Source organism: Vibrio sp. SCSIO 43009, assembly GCF_023716525.1.
Classification (GTDB): domain Bacteria; phylum Pseudomonadota; class Gammaproteobacteria; order Enterobacterales; family Vibrionaceae; genus Vibrio; species Vibrio alginolyticus.
This window is the reverse complement of the sequence record NZ_CP071842.1, coordinates 2058786-2076920: the sequence shown is the minus strand read 5'-3', so window position 1 is coordinate 2076920 and position 18135 is coordinate 2058786. Positions and strand designations below refer to the sequence as shown.

Below are 18135 nucleotides of genomic sequence, written 5' to 3'. Positions count from 1 at the left end.
TGAGACAAGCAGGAGATAATGCGCCAAGCTAAACAATAATAATTAAGTGAGTAGACTCTTTATGGCTCAGAGCATTCAATTAGCAAATCACACTGAGATCACTGTGAATAACAATGACTTCCAAGTTGAAGTCGAGGGTAATCAATTACATTTTTCTTTTGCTGGTCTTCACAATAAAACCTTTACCGACCGTGAAGTGTTATTCGAAATGCCGTTTTTGTACGAGCACGAGGCCAACGTAATTGGGGATGGTTTTCAAATGTTGGCGCAAACGGCGGGAACGATCAATCACCCCATTGATATTGGTCGCTGCCCAGACAATAATCCTTCTTATCGAATCTACCCTAAAGATGCCCCTAAGCGTTATTACAACTATTTAGTGGTGGAAGGTTCAGCGGGCTACACATTGTTTGGCTTCACATCATGTCATCGCTTTGCTGGCTATTTTGATGTTGTACTGCGTGATGGTCATTGGGTTTTATCAGCCGCAATTGATGGTGAGTTGACTCAAGTGGCGGATTGGGAAAGTAATCAACTTGAATCCGTGGCGGTACTCTGCGGTCAATCACTGTCCGAGCTTTATCAAACCTATGGCGAGATGATTGCAAAGCATCATCCTGTTCGCCAAGGTGTGACACAAGATGCGCCTGTTGGTTGGTGTTCGTGGTACGCGTACTACGCGGACGTGACAGAGCAAAACATCATGCAGAACGTGGATTGCATGCAAGATAAGCTCGAAGACCTAGAGTGGCTACTTCTGGATGATGGCTATCAAGCCTTTATGGGCGATTGGTTAATCCCATCGGATAAGTTTTCTGGTGGTGTGAAAGAGCTCATTCATAGTATCCGTGCAAAAGGCAAAAAGCCGGCGATTTGGATGGCGCCTTTCATTGCACAGCCTGAGTCGGAGATCTTCAAACAGCATCCAGATTGGTTTGTTCGCCACAAGGATGGTGGCTTACTTAAAGCAGAAGATGTCACATACGGTGGTTGGCGATGCACGCCTTGGTACATACTCGATACCTCAAACCCAGAAGTGCAAGACCATCTGACGCATGTGGTCTCTGTCATGAGACAAGAGTGGGGCGTTGAGTTGTTCAAGCTAGACGCGAACTATTGGGGCACCTTAAAAGGTGTTCGTAAACAATCTGGTATTACAGGCGTTGAGGCGTATCGCTTAGGAATGGAAGCGATTGCTAAAGGCGCAGGAGATGCATGGCTATTAGGTTGTAACGCGCCAATGTGGCCATCTCTGGGACTTGTGGATGCAATGCGTGTTTCTGACGATGTAGAGCGTCATAGTCGTCGATTCGAACAGATAGCCAAAGAAACCTTTTACCGTAGTTGGCAGCATCGAAAATTGTGGCAAATTGACCCGGATTGCGCCACGTTCACTTCATTAGCTAATCAATCTGCATCCAGAGAAGAGTATGAATTTCATCGCACGGTGTTATTAGCGAGTGGTGGTTTGCTGCTGTCTGGTGACCCGCTCCCTGAGATTACGCCGTTTGCTAAGAAGACACTGGCTAAGCTCATGTTACGTCAACAACGTAACCAACAATCTGCAAAGTTTACCGCTTTGAGTTTAAATCACGCGTTTTTAAAACTAACGACGAAGAATGACCTCCATTGTTTGTTTAATTATGCGAGTTACGGAGCGATGGAATTTACGCTGACGTCTGATCAACCGGTGGACTGGTATGATTACTGGACAGGGGAAAAGCTAAACCAAGAACCTTGCCAGTTGTTAATGGTGAGCGTGGATAAAGGGCTCAATGCGAAAGCGATCGTTACAGCATAACGTGAAGTAAATCGCCCAATACCAAGATCAAGAAAGGGGCCTATTGCGGCTCCTTTCTCGTTTTGATGCTCTGGGCGTTAGAACTCGAATAAAAAGTAATACCCGTATCCAACAATAAACGCAGGAATGGACGAATAAATAGTCGCGACCAAAGCAGCTTTCGGTGCCATTGCAATGGCGGGGAATAGGGCGTCACCATCGTTAGAAATCGCATTGGCCAGTTGCGCAGAAAGTGGCGCTGCACCAGAAATGTATAGGCTAGTGACTAAAATTTGCGGTCCGCAACCAGGCAACATACCAATGGCTAGGCCAGCTAATGGCATCCAAATTCCCCAATGAGAAAAGGTTTCTACAAGGTCGAGTCCAGAAAAATAGGTTGTCAGCTCAAACGCCAGAAAAGCAACGATCACCCAAGCACTGACGAAATTCGTATCTTGTGCTGCTTTTTGAATCGGGTGTGAGTCCACGATTTTTTCATCTTCAGAGACCGTTGACTGATAATCGCCGAGCTCTTTTGTCATAGCCCACAACGACATTGTGATCACCGCGAAGATAGCGCCCAGCCATTCAATGGTGTTGGCTTTCAAAGATAGCAACTGATTAATATCTATTTGGAAAGACATTAACACAGCAACGACACTAGCAGGCACAATAAGCCATTTCCAAAATGCGCCTTGTAGATTGATTGCACGTTGTTCAAGGGGTGTGTGTCGGTCTGTCTGGTGTTGGCAACAAGCATGTGTCTGAGGTGCTTCTTTTGGTTCTGGTCGCAGAAAGTTATCAGCATGAAAAGCATTAACGACTAACCCTGAAAGAGTACCCACGATAATGCCTAATCCAACCACGCCTAATCCAACACTTGGTTTGGCGGCCAGAAGTAAAAAGGCAGCGTCACCCATTGTTGAAGTAAGTACCGCGACAATCGCACCAAATCCTACTCGGCCACTAATAAATTGCGTTGTCACAACAATAGCGCCACCACAGCCAGGCAAAGCACCCAACAAAGAAGCAAAGAAAACCTGATGATTACGCGAGCGATGATATAGCTCGGTAATTCGATTGGTTTTCGACATAAAGTTTGAAAGATAATGATAAATAGCCAATGTGGCAGCAACATAGCATGACACCGCCCAGAATGAGTCGGATAGCGTCTGTACGGCTACGTCACGTGTATTTTCATTGCCTAGCAAAATGAGCATGACGATAGGGATCAGCAATCGCTTATAAGCTAAACGAAACTGAGTAGGCTGAAACAACTGTTGTGCAGAGTGTAATAATTGGGTCGCGTTCATCGTTTACTCAAATGCAAATAGGAATAATTATCATTATATGTAAATGAGATTTATTCGCAATAGCATTGTGAACTTTTCTTCGTGTCAAACTCTCTGAAATCAGGTAAAGTATCGGCCTTTGTGAGCAAACACGCCCTAATTAACTGTATTAGGCGGCGTATAAAATTGACTTGAATAGGAAGAAACATGATTCTAGTTGTAGGTCATAAGAACCCAGACAGTGACAGTATTTGTAGTGCACTCGTTGCAACTGAACTTCTAAAAGCGCGTGGCGTTGAAGCTATGCCAATTCGCCAAGGCGAAATCAACCGTGAAACTCAGCACATCCTAGAAGTTGCTGGCGCTGAAGTTCCTGAGCTTCGCACATCAGTTGCGGGTGAGACCGTTTGGCTAGTAGATTACTCAGATCTAGCACAAGCACCAGACGATATCGCAGAAGCTGAAATTGCGGGTATTGTTGACCACCACCGTCTAGGTGACGTGATGACAGTAAACCCAATGGAAGCATGGATCTGGCCTGTTGGTTGTACCAACACTGTTCTATTCAACATGTTCAAGATTGAAGGTCACGCGATTACTCCACAAATTGCTAAGCTAATGATGTCAGCAATTCTATCTGACACAGTAGGTTTTGCTTCTCCAACTTGTACACAAAAAGACAAAGATGCCGTTGCTGAACTAGCGGCAATCGCAGACGTACAAGATGTTGACGCGTTCACTAAAGATCTTCTAATTGCTAAAACAAACATCGAAGGTCTATCAGCGGCTGAGCTTGTTGAGAAAGACCTTAAAGGTTACCCATTCAACGGTCGTGACGTAGTGGTTGGTCAGGTTGAACTTGCAACTCTTGAGCAAGTTGACGGTATGATCGAAGCACTAGAAGCAGACCTAGAATCTCGTTGTGAGAAAGATAACCTAGCGTTCGCTGCTGTAATGCTAACAGACATCACGACTGCTCAAACTCGTCTTCTATACAAAGGTGAGTGGGCTGAGAAGCTTGTTAAGCACGAAAAAGACGGCATGCTAATGATGGAAAACACGCTAAGCCGTAAGAAGCAAGGTTGGCCTTGGCTTCAAACTGAGCTAGCTTAATTTTCTAGCATATACTTTAAATGCCCGCCTAGCTGCGGGCATTTTTCTATGGGAAATAGGAGACGAATATGTCTGAGCAACTGACCCAAGAGCAGATGGATACCATTAATCGCTACAACGAAGAGCAACGTTTAAAGTACTGCGTAAAAGAGATTGTGGCGAATCGTAAGGTTTGGATTCTGAAAGACGAACATGGCTGTGTCATGTTAAATACAGAAGATGATGATTGTGTACCAGTATGGCCAAACGAAGAGTTTGCTTTGCAATGGGCGAATGGTGATTGGGAAGATTGCGAGCCTGAGGCGATCTCTTTAAACAAGTGGCACAGCCGTTGGACCTCTGGTCTAGAGGATGACGAGCTATCGATTGTTGTATTCCCAAATCAAAATGAAGAAGGGGTCGTATTGTTTCCTGACGAGTTTGATTTTGAACTGCGCAAACAAGCGAGCCGCCGTTAGTTCTTTGATTAGTACCCATGCAATAAAGAAGCCTGCGTTAAAGCAGGCTTCTTTACATTTGCACGATTACATCTTTGATAAGCTATTTTGTTTGATGGCTTGGCGCTTTATAAAAGTGGCTTTCGACTAGTCGTTGAGTAATAGGATGCTCGGGATGAGTCAGTACTTGGTTGGTCTCGCCAAACTCGACCACTTCACCTTCATGCATCACCATCACTTTATCAGTAATATGCTTAACAATGCCAATATGCTGAGACACGTACACAAATGACAATCCCATCTCTTCTTGCAACTCGAGGAATAAGTTAATGATCTGCGAGCGCATTGCCATATCCAAACCGTTTAACGCCTCATCAGCGACAATGATGGAAGGTTGAAGAATAAGTGCACGAGCCAAACACACGCGCTGTTTTTGACCTGCCGCTAGCATTTGTGGATAAAAATAGGCGTGCTCAGGCAGCAATCCTACGCGGAGTAGGGTGTTCTTTACACGCTGCATGCGCGCATCTGGCGGCATGTTGGTATTTCGCTTTAGCGGACCTTCTAAAATACGACCAATCTGGATTCGTGGGTTTAACGATGTGTTTGGATCTTGGAAAATCATGCGGATGAGCTTGCAGCGTGTCGCGTAATCTTTGTGCTCCAATCGTTCGCCATTCACACGGATCTCTCCGGAGCTTGGTTCAACAACGCCAGCAAGCATACGAGCTAGTGTGGATTTTCCTGACCCGTTTTGACCAATAAAACCAATAGTTTGTCCTGGCTCTAAAGTAAAGCTTACCGGTTTAACTGCCTCATTAACCTGACGTTTGAACAGACGGGAGCGCGTAACAAATTGCTTCGATAAATTATCGACTTCAAGTAACGCACTCATGACTTTTTCTCCGTGTTCAATGGAAAGTGGCAGTTAAATTTATGATTCTTAATTCGTCTGGTGTGTGGAATTTCTACACATTGTTTCTGCGCATATGGGCAACGTGGTCCGAGGCGACAACCGATAGGCAGATGCTGCAATGGCGGAATCGAGCCCGGTAGGGATTGGAGTTTTTGCTTGTGTGGTACCCAATCATTAAAGTCAGGCATCGCTTTAAGCAAGGCATCGGTGTACGGGTGCTTGGGTGCCGCAATGATTTTACTGGTATCGGCAGACTCCACCGACTGACCACAATACATTACCGTAATACGTCCTGCCCACTGTGTTATGGTCGCTAAGTCGTGGCCGATAAGCAAAATGGTTGTGTTATTAAGTTGGTTCATGCGGCTCAACAGACGCAAAATTTGCGATTGAGTAATCGGGTCTAAGTCGTTGGTTGGCTCATCTGCGATCAGCAACTTTGGTTTGGTCGCAATCGCCATGGCAATCATGACCTTTTGACACTCACCATCAGTCAGTTCATAAGGGTAGCTACCCATTAAACGCTTGTGATCTTTAATACCCACTTTATGCAAAAGCGCGATGGCCTGTTTTTTACGCCATTTAAATCGCTCCCACCATTTCCCTTCAAATGCGCGAGATGGAATGGATTCAATCAATTGACGCCCGACTTCCTCTGAAGGGTCAAGACAAGTTGAAGGCTCTTGGAAAATCATCGCAATATCACGAGCAATGACGCGCCGACGCTCTTTTGGCGTAAGCTGAAGCAAGTCAATATTGCCAAGGCGCATACGGTCAGCGGTGATGCGCCAGTTATCTTTACTTACCCCGACAATCGCTTTTGCAACTAAGCTTTTTCCAGAGCCAGACTCACCTACAAGACCACGAATTTCGCCTTCGTTCAAAGTTAGGCTCATTCGGTCAACGGCTTTGACCAACCCTTGAGGTGTTTCGATCTCAATGGTCAAATGTCGAATATCTAACAACGGCATTATTCGATCCCCGCATTAAGCGCTTGACGTACACCTTCACCTACTAAGTTTAGGGTAATAACAGTAAACATGATGGTCAGGCCGGGTAGGGTCACTGTCCAAGGTGCAATATAAATAAGCTCGACAGAGTCACCTAATATTGCTCCCCACTCGGTGCTTGGGGCCTGTGCGCCTAGGCCAAGAAAACCCAGTGCCGTAATATCTAAAATCGCAGCAGAGAGCGCGAGTGTGATTTCAGCGGCAATGACCGTCAGAATGTTAGGAAGAATTGAACTCCACAGTAAGTAGAAATCATTAGCGCCATCAAGGCGTGCTGCCATTATGTAGTCTTTTTCAACTTCGGTGTGGACTGCGATATAAACGGAGCGAATAAAACGCGGAATCAAAGCCAAGCAGATTGCGAGTAAAATATTGAACCCACCAAAGCCGAGAAATGCCACAAAAATGATTGCTAATAAGAGCGACGGGATCGACATGACGGTATCGAGCAAGTGGTTGAGAGTACTCGACAGTAAGCCTTTCGTCATACCTGCCAATACGCCAATTAAACAGCCTACAACGGCAGCAATTGCGGTGATGGCGACAGCAGCGCCAAATGTCAGCTGAGAGCCCATAATCAGGCGCGAAAGAATATCTCTACCTAAGTCATCGGTCCCCAAAAAGTAATCAACCGTTCCTGCTGGGGCCCATGATGGCGGCACAAGCAACTCACCTGACTGTGCTTGGGCGTCAAATGGTGCAAGTAGGGGGGCAAAAATGGTAATAAGGACGATAAACACCAAGCACCACAAGCCAAACATGGCTAGTCCGTTGGCGCGGTAGCTTCGCCAAAAACGCTCAAACTGTGTTGGAATACGCTCTTCCTGATAAACGTTATTTGTTAGCATACCATTCCTTTCGAACTAAAGGGTTAATCATCGCGCCAATCAAATCCGAGAGTATGTTAGCGGTAAGAACCAAAGTCGCAAGTACCATCACGCCAGCTTGGATAGATGCATAGTCTTGGCTTGCTAGCGCATCTAAAAGCCAACGACCAATACCTGGCCAGTTAAAAATAGACTCCGTGATGATAGCTAAGGTAATCATACTCGAAAGTTGAACACCAACTTTGGGAATGATAGGCGGTATCGCATTCCGCAATACATGTTGAGTTACGATTTCGCGGTTAGAAAGACCTTTGATTCTCGCTGCACGGATGTAGTTTTGGCTCATCACTTCCGCTACCGAGGAACGCATTAGTCCGACAACCTGGGTGGTTGGAGCCAAAGCGAGCACCAAACATGGCAGCACCATATGCTCAATAACGCTTTGCAGTGCATGAGCGCGGTATTCGCCTTTCGCCATGAATGCGTCGATAATGGCAAACCCGGTTACATGATCAATTTCGTAAAGTAAATCATACCGTCCCGCAACGGGAAAGAGTTGGTATTCCAATGAAAAGACCATGATAAGTAACAGAGCAACCCAAAAGATTGGGGCGGAATAACCAGACATTGACATGAATGAAATGCTGGTATCGAGCCATTTACCTTGCTTCATCCCAGCCACGGTTCCAAGTGGAATGCCGATCAAAAGGGACACCAAAAAGGCAAAGAAACACAATTCCAAAGTGGCTGGGAATACAACGGCGAGCTCGTCGTAAATCGCATTGCCGTTTTTACTTATGCCAAAATCGAGTTGAGAAAGGTTGATCAAGTAAGTTTGCCAGCCAGACCAAAAATCAACGTTTGCCCAGTGCGAGAGAGGGTCAAGGCGCAGCAGAGAAAAACCCACTAATGTAAGGATCATCAAAGTGATGATAAATAGGTTAAAGCGTCGAACGGTATACCAAAACATCAGTGAATTCTCTCAACTCTATCAAACGGTTGGGCATTGAAAGGGCTTGATTTGAAGCCTGTCAGCGATTTGTCGTGCACACGGAACTGCACGCCATGCGCCAGAGGAATAACCGGGAACTCTTGATTCAAAATGTTCTGTGCTTGGCGATATAGGTTCAAACGGTAACGCGGTTCTTGAGTTTCTAAAGCCAAATCGAGCAAGAAATCGAAGTCATCGTTACACCACATGGACACGTTAAGGCCAACGCGGTCAGACTCGCAAGATAATAAAGGGCGGAAAAAGTTGTCAGGATCCCCGGTATCACCAATCCAACCAGTTAAAAGTAAATCGATATCGTTGATGTTCTCCAAATCCACACGTTCAAACCTATCATCGGTAAGTAGCGTTAATTTAACCCCAATATCGGCAAAATTCGCTTGGATTAGCTCTGCGGTCTTGCGAGGGCTTGGGTTAAAAGCACGTGGTTCAAGTGGTACCCACATGGTCAATTCTAGGCCGTCTTCGTAGCCTGCATCTCGAAGTAGTGCCAATGCATAATTCCGGTCATAACGAATTTTTACGCTGTCTTTTTGATAAGCCCATGAATTAGGTGGTAGCAAGGTATAAGCTTGGGAGCCAGTTCCGTAGTAAACCGAATCTAAAATATTTTGACGGTTGATTGCTAAGTTAAGAGCTTGGCGAACTCGAGCATCACTCAGCGCGGTGGTTTCTGTGTTTATCGCAATAAAGGAAACGTTGTTAGCTGGTGTAGCCGTCAGCTCAAGGTTGTCATTTTCTTGAATGACAGGTATTTGGCTCGAAATAGGTGAAGAGAGTACGTCACACTCGTTTCTTAAAAGTTTAGCTAATGTACCCGTCCCTCTGTGAGAGATATCGAACACCACTTGTTCCATTTTTGCTGGTGACTTCCAGTAATTTGAATGACGCTCTAATCGAATCAAGTCGTTCACTTGGTACTCTTTTAATTGATAAGGGCCGGTACCGATAGGAAGTTGGTCGATTTCTTCTTTATGATCTTTTGCTGCCAATTGCTGTCCATACTCCGCAGACAAGATAACCGCATGGCTGGTGGCAATATTGGCCAAGAAAGAAAAGTTTGGCTGAGATAACGTAAACCTTACCGTATACTCATCTATTGCAACCACGTCTTGGAGTAGGTTTTGAAAATCTAACCCTGCAAACCATGGATAAAAACCACCACCTACTTGGTGAAAAGGATGGTCTACATCGATGATTCGCTTGAAGCTAAATACCACATCTTTTGCATTCAATGGGCGAGTGGGTGTGAACCAAGGTGTGGTTTGGAATTTAACACCACGTTTAAGCTTAAACGTGTATTCCGTCCCTGATTCATTTACTGACCAACTCTCGGCGATGCTTGCCACGGGCTGATGTGATTTAGGATCGAGCGTGAGCAGCGTATCGTACAGCTGCGGGCTCAGAGCCTCTGCGGTAATACCGCTATCAATAAGCTGAGGGTTAAACGTGGTCGGCTTACCTTGTCCGCAAAACACAAAGCCAGCTTTGCGAATATCATTGTGGTCAATTTCATCGCCACAAGCGGTCAGTAGGCTAATCCCAATAAGGCTCAGCGATAATCTTATAAAAGCATTCATAATATGAAATGTTCATTGGATCTTGCTCGTTTCGTTTGATCTTACTCTTTCAAAGCTAACAAGCGAAAATGATCTCGCTAATTTATCACCTTTGTGAACTCGCTCCAAACATAAAATCCATACACTGTAAGGTGTTATGCCATAAATGCATGCGAATTAGAGCGCAGTCACGAGCTCGTGTATTGATTGAGTACTCTCGGTCAAGTTAGCTTTGTCCGACCAAACCATATTTTCTAACCATCCCTCGTAATTGGTGATAGCTCAAGCCAAGTAGCTCGGCTGCTTGTCGTTGATTAAACTTGGCTTCTTCCAATGCACGATTGAGTAAATGGATATCTTGTTCCTCTTGCCATTGTTTATAGTCTAGAGGGAATTGGATGGTGTTGCTTGATGCTTCCTCTTCTTGTTGTTCTGCTTGTTTTGCACTATGGCCAAGCGCGCTGTGCCAAACCGTTTCAAAAGGATTGAAAACCAGTTCATCAATTGGGTGAGCATTCAGACCATGTTGGTAAATCGCACGTTCAATCACGTTTTTTAGTTCGCGGACGTTACCGGGCCATTCATATTCAATAAGCGACTGCTGCGCTTTTGGGGTAAAACCGACAAAGTATTCCAGTTGCAGTTCACGACACATTTTCATCGCGTAGTGCTCTGCTAAAGAGAGAATGTCTTCTTTGCGCTCGCGAAGAGGCGGTAACATAATGACATCGAAGGCTAGCCTGTCGAGCAGATCTGCACGAAAATCACCTTGCTCTGCCAATTTTGGTAGGTCGGCATTGGTTGCACAAACAAGTCGAACATCCGCATTGAGAGCGGTATGACCGCCAACTCGCTCATATTCACCATATTCGATGACGCGTAATAGCTTTTCTTGAACTAAAAGTGGTGCGGTCGCCAGCTCGTCAAGAAACAAAGTACCGCCCTCGGCACGCTCGAAACGCCCTTTATGCTTACCTTTAGAGCCTGTGAAGGAGCCGGATTCATGTCCAAACAATTCGGAATCTATTAGCCCTTCGCTTAATGTCGCACAGTTGAGTGATAGTAGTGGTTTATCCCAACGTCTTGATAAATAATGCAAACGCTGAGCGATGAGTTCTTTACCCGTACCTCGTTCACCAATGATGAGGACAGGGCGCTCAATGGGTGCAAGTTGTGATACTTTATCTAGTACAGCGAGAAAAGCAGGTGATTCACCAATCAGGTTTTGCTTCATAAAGTCCTTCTTATTTAACAGCCGAGCCATGATTTAGAGATAGAGTTGGTAAATTTCACCAACAGTTGGTGAAAAACATCATAGCACAATAGTGTGTAACGACAACAAAATGAATAACACTCTGATTTAAAAGAAAATTATAAGTTGGCACGTTACTTGTTATATATTCAGGGAGACACAAGGTTAATCACCACCTTGTCGAGTTTTAATAGGAAAAAAGAGGAGTTCCGTTATGGGTATTTTTTCTCGATTTGCAGATATCGTTAACTCAAACATCAGTGCATTACTGGACAAGGCGGAAGATCCTGAAAAAATGATCCGTCTTATCATTCAAGAAATGGAAGACACACTTGTTGAAGTGCGTACTAACTCGGCTAAAGCGATTGCAGACAAGAAAGAGTTGGCTCGTAAGGTTGAAACGTTAGAAGAGCAAATTGGCGAATGGGGCCAAAAAGCGAGCTTAGCATTAGTTAAAGAGCGTGAAGATCTAGCTCGTGCAGCGTTAATTGAAAAGCAAAAGCTAGAGCAAGTGATTAAAGGCCTCCACACTGAGCAAACCTTAGTGGAAGAAACGATCGATAAGCTTACTGGCGAGATTGGTAAGTTGGAAAGCAAAATTGCTGAAACGCGCGCAAAACAGCAAGCACTAGCAATTCGTAACCAAACTGCATCTAACCGTCGTGATGTGCAAAAACACCTGCACACTAGCCGTACTAATGAAGCGATGGCGAAATTCGAGCAATACTCACGTAAAGTGGATGAAATGGAAGCGGAAGCAGACCTGTATGCTCAAACCGGTAATGCTAAATCGCTAGAACAAGAGTTTGCAGAGTTGCAGGCACAAGACGAAATTGAAAAAGAGTTGGCAAAACTGAAAGAACAGATGTCATCGAAAGATAAATAAGAAAGGAGCCATTTATGTCGGCATTTTTTATAGCAGGACCAGTGATTGTCTTTTTAATCTTTGTCGCTCCACTATGGCTCTTCTTACACTATCGCAGCAAACGCAAAACAGATAGTGCACTGTCGAGCCAGGATTTAGAGCGCCTTCAGGTACTATCTGAAAAAGCAGAAGCGATGCAGTCCCGAGTTGATACATTGGAGCGCATCTTGGATGCTGAGTCACCAACATGGAGACGCAAGTATGAATAATCGAGAACTGTATCGTGATCCAGTAAATGGCAAAATCTCCGGTGTTTGCGCCGGTATTGCCAACTACTTTGGTGCAGAAGTTTGGTTGATTCGTATTGTAGTGATTTCTGCAGCGCTGTTAGGTGGTACGTTTTTGGTATTGTTAGCGTACGTCGCGATGGCGTTTATGTTAGAAAAGCAACCAGTAACGTATTCTGAAAATATCAGAGCGCAGCAAGAGCATACGCTCAAAAGTAAGCCTTGGCAGAAAGGGCAAAGCCCTGATCAACTGCTCAGTGTGTTGGAAAGGGATTTTGACCGTCTTGATGGCAAAATTCGTAACATGGAAGCTTATGTTACGTCTGATACATATAGGGTGAACAGAGAATTCAGTAAGCTTTAGGCATTTTGTATCCAAAGAAGATTTAACTGAAGCAGGCATAAAGCCTGCTTTTTTATCACAAATTACTAATTTTAAAGCACTATTAATCTTTTCTGCTCTGGAAGTTCGTTCAAAATTCATCTACTTTAAAAATAATCCCCCAATTTTTATGGATGAATGTAATGAGAAAATTGCTCATTCCTATTGCCATCTCGGCTGTCTTGTCGGGGTGCGGTAAAGAACTTCCTCCTGTTCCTGAACCTGAATCGCGCCCTGCGAAGCTATTTACAGTATCTGTTGGCAATGCCCAGTTTGAGCGACATTTTCCTGCCACGACGGAAGCTGGCGATAGAGCAGTACTGACATTTCGAGTTCCTGGGCTTCTTCAAACGATAGAAGTGAATGAAGGTCAAGTCGTCAGTAAAGGTGATGTTTTGGCGTCATTAAACCCAGATGAATATTCTCTGCTCGAACAGCAAGCTCGGGCAAATTTTTTGCTCGCAGATGTGCAATACAAGCGATACCAAAAGCTACGTAAAGACCAAGTAGTATCTGAGCAAGATTTTGATGAGGCAAAAGCGAACCACAACTCGGCAAAAGCTCAATGGAATCAAGCAAAGGCAAACTTAAGGTATACCAAACTTGTCGCGCCATATGATGGAACTATTTCGTACATTCCAGCAGAAAACCATGAATATGTTGCCGCGAAAGAAGGGGTGATGAATATTCAGTCCAACCAACTCCTCAAAGTGATATTCCAAATCCCAGACTATCTTCTAAATCGTTACACGCAGGGGAGCGATGTCTCTGCCAGAATGATATTTGATGCGTTCCCCGAGCGAGCCTTTGACTTAACCTTTCAGGAAATCGATACAGAAGCCGACCCTAAAACGGGCAGTTACAAAGTCACGATGGTCATGGAGCGGCCAGCAGAAATTGGCCTTTTGCCGGGAATGTCTGGCAATGCTTACCTCCTGTCCAAAAGTGCAGGAGCGACAAAGATTCCTAACTCCGCGTTGCTAGAAGAAAACGGCAAAACATACGTTTGGCGTGTCGATGAGCAAGGCATTGTATCCAAAGCCGCAATTGAGATGAATGACAAAAATCAAGTGTTAGCCGGGCTTAACGATGGCGACCAAATCATTATCTCGGGTGTCAGTGTAATTGAACCCGGAATTAAGGTAAGAGCGTGGATTAAGGAAAGAGGGTTGTAATATGAAAGGAATCATCTCTCTAGCGACTTTACTTTCAACGCTTTTTCTCGTTGGCTGTGGGGATAAGGCGCCAGAAAAAGAGCTCGAAACGCCACGAGTTAGAGTTACGTCATTAGCGGGAAACAAGGTGGATGACAACTTGTACTTCCCTGCGGTTGCGAATGCAGCGGATCGCTCTCATTTGAGCTTCAGAGTGACAGGAGAAGTCAGCCGCATCATGGTAAAAGAGGGCGACAAAGTCACGAAGGGTGATGTTATTGCAACGCTAGATCCCACTGACTATGAGTTGGATGTAGATAATGCGAGTGCGCGTTTTTCTGTTGTCGACAGTCAGTATCGCCGCTCACGCCCTTTGGTTGATAAAGGCCTATTAGCTAAGTCTCAGTTTGATGAAATTGCAGCACAACGACAAATCGCCTTAGCTGAGCTTCAGTTAGCCAAACTTCGTCTATCATTTACTGCCTTAAAAGCGCCCGTGGATGGGATTATTTCGCGAGTTAATATCGACCAATTCGAAAATGTTCAAGTCGGACAGCATATCGTTAATATTCACAGCTTGGAGCGAGTCGAAGTGTTGATTCAGCTTCCTGACCGCCTCTATGTGAACCAACCGCCAACGGAAGAAAGGCTTACCGCGATCAAAGCATTAGTGCGCGTGCCCAGTGGTAACGAATATAACGCGACGGTAAAAGAATTTACAACCGAACCCGACCCAACAACAGGTACGTTTACTGTCACACTGTCGCTTCCTATGCCGGAAGAAGAGTATATCCTAGATGGGATGGCTGTTGAAGTAACGTCTAAAGACGAGAATGTTGGGCTTGATCTCAACCTAGGAATTAATGTCCCTATCGAAGCCATTTTTAATGCGGATGGTGACGAGCTGGGGCGCGAAAACAAATTTGTTTGGGTACTGAATGACGACAATACGGTATCGCGCAAACAGGTGCGAGCAGGTAAGGCATCTAAAACGTCCATTCAAATCCTTGATGGTCTCATGCTCAAAGACAAAGTTGTGATTGCCGGTGTTTCTCGATTAAGGGATGGCATGAAAGTGGAAGTGATACAGGAAATGGCTACGCAGGAGGCCGGTCTATGAGCGATCTTAATAAATCAGTGCCTCAAAGTGATGATGATGTGACCGGTATTGCTGCGTACTTCATCCGAAATCGCGTCATCAGTTGGATGGTCGCACTGATATTTTTGATTGGTGGTATCGCCGCATTCTTTGGTTTAGGGCGTCTTGAGGACCCTGCTTTTACTATTAAAGATGCGATGGTAGTGACCTCTTACCCTGGTGCGACACCGCAACAAGTCGAAGAAGAAGTGACGTATCCAATCGAAAAAGCGATTCAGCAGCTTACTTATGTTGATGAAGTAAATTCGATTTCTAGCCGAGGCTTATCTCAAATCACGGTCACGATGAAGAACAATTATGGCCCTGATGATCTACCACAAATTTGGGATGAGTTGCGCCGTAAAGTGAACGACCTTAAAGGGACGTTGCCTCCAGGTGTGAATGAACCTCAAGTGATCGATGATTTTGGTGATGTTTACGGGATTTTGTTAGCGGTGACTGGCGACGGTTATAGCTATAAAGAACTACTGGATTACGTCGATTACTTACGCCGAGAGCTCGAACTGGTTGATGGCGTGAGTAAAGTTTCGGTATCTGGGCAACAGCAAGAGCAAGTGTTCATCGAAGTATCGATGAAAAAATTGAGCAGTATAGGTCTTGCTCCGGATACCGTGTTTAATCTTCTTTCGACGCAAAACGTAGTTTCTGACGCAGGAGCGATCAGAATTGGTGATGAGTACATCAGAATTCAGCCGACTGGCGAGTTCCAGAGTGTGGATGAGCTAGGCGATTTGTTGATTACTGAGTCGGGTGCTCAGGGGCTCATCTTCTTGAAAGATGTGACGGAAATAAAACGTGGTTACGTAGAAGTCCCGAATAATATTATTAATTTTAACGGCAGCCTCGCACTAAACGTGGGTGTTTCTTTTGCTGAAGGCGTCAACGTCGTTGAAGTCGGAAAAGCGTTTGATCATCGCCTTGCAGAGCTAAAGTACCAACAACCTGTTGGTATCGAAATCTCGGAAATTTACAGTCAGCCTAAAGAGGTGGATAAATCGGTTAGCGGTTTTGTTGTCAGCTTGGCTCAAGCTGTCGGTATCGTCATTATCGTACTTCTGTTCTTTATGGGGCTACGTTCAGGTCTGCTTATCGGTTTAATTTTACTGCTGACGGTGTTGGGTACGTTCATTTTCATGAAGTATCTCGCGATAGATTTGCAGCGGATTTCATTAGGTGCCTTGGTTATCGCGTTAGGTATGTTGGTGGACAATGCAATCGTCGTGGTTGAGGGGATTTTGATTGGTACGCAAAAAGGGCGAACTCGACTCCAAGCGGCGACTGACATCGTTACCCAAACCAAGTGGCCATTACTTGGGGCAACTGTGATTGCGGTAACTGCATTTGCGCCCATTGGACTGTCTGAAGACTCGACGGGCGAATACTGTGGCACTTTATTTACGGTTCTGCTGATCTCTTTAATGTTGAGCTGGTTTACCGCTATCTCGTTGACACCATTCTTTGCTGACATCTTCTTTAAAGGCCAGAAGATTAAACAAGGTGAAGGGGAAGAAAATGATCCATATAACGGGGTTATTTTCGTTATTTATAAAAAGTTTCTTCAGTTTTGTATGCGTCGTGCTTGGTTTACCGTTGTGGTGCTGATTGCGGGATTAGCGGCAAGTGTTTATGGATTTACTTTTGTGAAGCAAGCGTTTTTCCCATCGTCGACAACGCCTATTTTTCAGTTAGATGTATGGATGCCAGAAGGAACTGATATTCGAGCAACCAACACAACGCTTAAAGAGTTAGAAAGTTGGTTAGCTAAGCAAGAGCATGTTGACCATATCACGACGACCGCAGGTAAAGGCTTACAGCGCTTCATGTTAACGTACGCGCCAGAGAAAAGTTATGCGGCTTATGGTGAGATAACCACTCGTATGGAAAACTACGAAGCGTTAAAACCATTAATGGCGAAGTTTCGAGAGTATTTAAAAGCCAACTACCCAGAAATCAATTACAAGCTCAAACAGATTGAGTTAGGACCTGGTGGTGGTGCAAAAATTGAAGCGCGCATTATTGGTTCAGATCCAACCGTCCTTCGTACGATAGCCGCTCAGGTCAAGGACATCATGTACGCCGATCCTCAGGCAACAAATATCAGGCATGATTGGCGTGAACGAACCCAAGTTCTTGAACCGCAGTTTAACGAGAGTCAGGCACGTCGCTATGGCATTACAAAATCAGATGTCGATGACTTCTTGTCCATGTCATTCTCTGGAATGACGATAGGCCTTTACCGAGACGGCACGACGCTCATGCCTATCGTGGCTCGCTTACCTGAAGATGAACGTATTGATATTCGTAACATCGAAGGCATGAAAATATGGAGTCCAGCACAGAGTGAGTTTATTCCACTTCAACAAGTCACAATGGGTTACGACATGCGTTGGGAGGATCCTATTATTGTGCGTAAGAACCGTAAGCGTATGCTCACTGTGATGGCAGACCCTGATATTCTAGGTGAAGAAACCGCATCGACGTTGCAAAAACGTTTACAGCCCCAAATCGAAGCGATTCAAATGCCTCCTGGCTATTCACTAGAGTGGGGTGGTGAATACGAATCTTCTGGTGATGCTCAAGAGTCACTGTTTACTACTATGCCAATGGGGTACTTGTTCATGTTCTTGATCACTGTATTCCTATTTAACTCTATCAAAGAGCCACTCATTGTTTGGCTTACCGTGCCGCTGGCGTTAATTGGTGTCACTACCGGTTTGTTGGCACTCAACACGCCGTTTGGTTTTATGGCATTGCTCGGCTTCTTAAGCTTATCGGGAATGGTGCTCAAAAATGGCATCGTATTACTGGACCAAATTGAAATTGAAATGAAGTCCGGTAAAGAGGCTTATGACGCGGTCGTTGATGCTGCGGTAAGTCGCGTCCGTCCCGTTTGTATGGCTGCTATCACGACGATCCTTGGTATGATCCCACTGTTGTCAGATATTTTCTTCAAACCAATGGCGGTTACGATTATGTTTGGTTTGGGTTTTGCGACAGTCCTGACACTGATTGTCGTGCCAGTGTTGTATCGTTTGTTCCATAAAGTGGCAGTACCGAAAAAGGCTTAGTGCTACTGATATAACGATGAAAAAT

Annotated in this window: 16 protein-coding genes; 9 read left to right on the top strand and 7 right to left on the bottom strand. The window is 45.0% G+C overall.

Annotation, left to right across the window (positions count from 1 at the left end):
• Positions 1 to 61: 61 nt before the first annotated feature.
• Positions 62 to 1801 carry a glycoside hydrolase family 36 protein gene (locus J4N43_RS09670; RefSeq protein ID WP_053349507.1) on the top strand — a complete coding sequence of 580 codons (1740 nt, stop codon included), beginning with the start codon at positions 62 to 64 and terminating at the stop codon, positions 1799 to 1801.
• A 77-nt stretch (positions 1802 to 1878) separates the two neighbouring features.
• Here the strand turns inward: J4N43_RS09670 and J4N43_RS09665 are convergent, their stop codons facing one another.
• A complete protein-coding gene (locus J4N43_RS09665; RefSeq protein ID WP_005378133.1) occupies positions 1879 to 3093 on the bottom strand; it encodes a putative manganese transporter in 1215 nt (404 codons plus the stop codon).
• Positions 3094 to 3279: 186 nt separating this feature from the next.
• Here J4N43_RS09665 and J4N43_RS09660 point away from each other — a divergent pair, with 186 nt between their 5' ends.
• Both J4N43_RS09660 and J4N43_RS09655 read left to right on the top strand, forming a co-directional pair.
• A complete protein-coding gene (locus J4N43_RS09660; RefSeq protein WP_017634678.1) occupies positions 3280 to 4185 on the top strand; it encodes a manganese-dependent inorganic pyrophosphatase in 906 nt (301 codons plus the stop codon).
• Between the two features lie 68 nt (positions 4186 to 4253).
• On the top strand, positions 4254 to 4643 hold the full coding sequence (locus J4N43_RS09655; RefSeq protein WP_005378129.1) for a DUF2750 domain-containing protein: 390 nt from the start codon (positions 4254 to 4256) through the stop codon (positions 4641 to 4643).
• A gap of 82 nt (positions 4644 to 4725) precedes the next feature.
• Here the strand turns inward: J4N43_RS09655 and J4N43_RS09650 are convergent, their stop codons facing one another.
• The 6 genes from J4N43_RS09650 to pspF all read right to left on the bottom strand — a co-directional run bounded on the left by J4N43_RS09650 (position 4726) and on the right by pspF (position 11177).
• A complete protein-coding gene (locus J4N43_RS09650) occupies positions 4726 to 5517 on the bottom strand; it encodes a peptide ABC transporter ATP-binding protein (RefSeq protein ID WP_005393308.1) in 792 nt (263 codons plus the stop codon).
• Positions 5514 to 6509, bottom strand: coding sequence for a peptide ABC transporter ATP-binding protein (locus J4N43_RS09645; protein ID WP_005378126.1), 996 nt, complete (start codon positions 6507 to 6509; stop codon positions 5514 to 5516). The genes J4N43_RS09650 and J4N43_RS09645 overlap by 4 nt, the downstream gene beginning before the upstream one ends.
• Positions 6509 to 7396: an ABC transporter permease subunit gene (locus J4N43_RS09640; protein ID WP_005378123.1), complete on the bottom strand. Its 888-nt coding sequence runs from the start codon at positions 7394 to 7396 to the stop codon at positions 6509 to 6511. The genes J4N43_RS09645 and J4N43_RS09640 overlap by 1 nt, the downstream gene beginning before the upstream one ends.
• A complete protein-coding gene (locus J4N43_RS09635) occupies positions 7383 to 8345 on the bottom strand; it encodes an ABC transporter permease (RefSeq protein ID WP_005378122.1) in 963 nt (320 codons plus the stop codon). Before J4N43_RS09635 ends, J4N43_RS09640 begins: the two co-directional genes overlap by 14 nt.
• Positions 8345 to 9964, bottom strand: coding sequence for an ABC transporter substrate-binding protein SapA (gene sapA / locus J4N43_RS09630; RefSeq protein WP_033905101.1), 1620 nt, complete (start codon positions 9962 to 9964; stop codon positions 8345 to 8347). The genes J4N43_RS09635 and sapA overlap by 1 nt, the downstream gene beginning before the upstream one ends.
• Before the next feature lie 205 nt (positions 9965 to 10169).
• Positions 10170 to 11177: a phage shock protein operon transcriptional activator gene (gene pspF, locus J4N43_RS09625; protein ID WP_017820869.1), complete on the bottom strand. Its 1008-nt coding sequence runs from the start codon at positions 11175 to 11177 to the stop codon at positions 10170 to 10172.
• A gap of 232 nt (positions 11178 to 11409) precedes the next feature.
• On the opposite strand from pspF, the gene pspA reads away from it, so the two are divergent.
• From pspA to vmeI, 6 genes are all read left to right on the top strand, one after another.
• Entirely contained in the window at positions 11410 to 12081 is a 672-nt protein-coding gene (gene pspA, locus J4N43_RS09620) for a phage shock protein PspA (RefSeq protein ID WP_005378119.1), read from the top strand.
• A 14-nt stretch (positions 12082 to 12095) separates the two neighbouring features.
• The gene (pspB, locus tag J4N43_RS09615) at positions 12096 to 12329 is read left to right on the top strand and encodes an envelope stress response membrane protein PspB (RefSeq protein ID WP_005378117.1); all 234 of its coding nucleotides are present in this window, start codon (positions 12096 to 12098) and stop codon (positions 12327 to 12329) included.
• Positions 12322 to 12711, top strand: coding sequence for an envelope stress response membrane protein PspC (gene pspC, locus J4N43_RS09610; RefSeq protein ID WP_017634673.1), 390 nt, complete (start codon positions 12322 to 12324; stop codon positions 12709 to 12711). Before pspB ends, pspC begins: the two co-directional genes overlap by 8 nt.
• A gap of 161 nt (positions 12712 to 12872) precedes the next feature.
• The gene (locus tag J4N43_RS09605) at positions 12873 to 13904 is read left to right on the top strand and encodes an efflux RND transporter periplasmic adaptor subunit (protein WP_005378114.1); all 1032 of its coding nucleotides are present in this window, start codon (positions 12873 to 12875) and stop codon (positions 13902 to 13904) included.
• Position 13905: 1 nt separating this feature from the next.
• Entirely contained in the window at positions 13906 to 15003 is a 1098-nt protein-coding gene (locus tag J4N43_RS09600; protein WP_158159619.1) for an efflux RND transporter periplasmic adaptor subunit, read from the top strand.
• The gene (gene vmeI, locus J4N43_RS09595) at positions 15000 to 18110 is read left to right on the top strand and encodes an efflux RND transporter permease subunit VmeI (protein WP_158159620.1); all 3111 of its coding nucleotides are present in this window, start codon (positions 15000 to 15002) and stop codon (positions 18108 to 18110) included. The genes J4N43_RS09600 and vmeI overlap by 4 nt, the downstream gene beginning before the upstream one ends.
• Positions 18111 to 18135 lie beyond the last annotated feature (25 nt).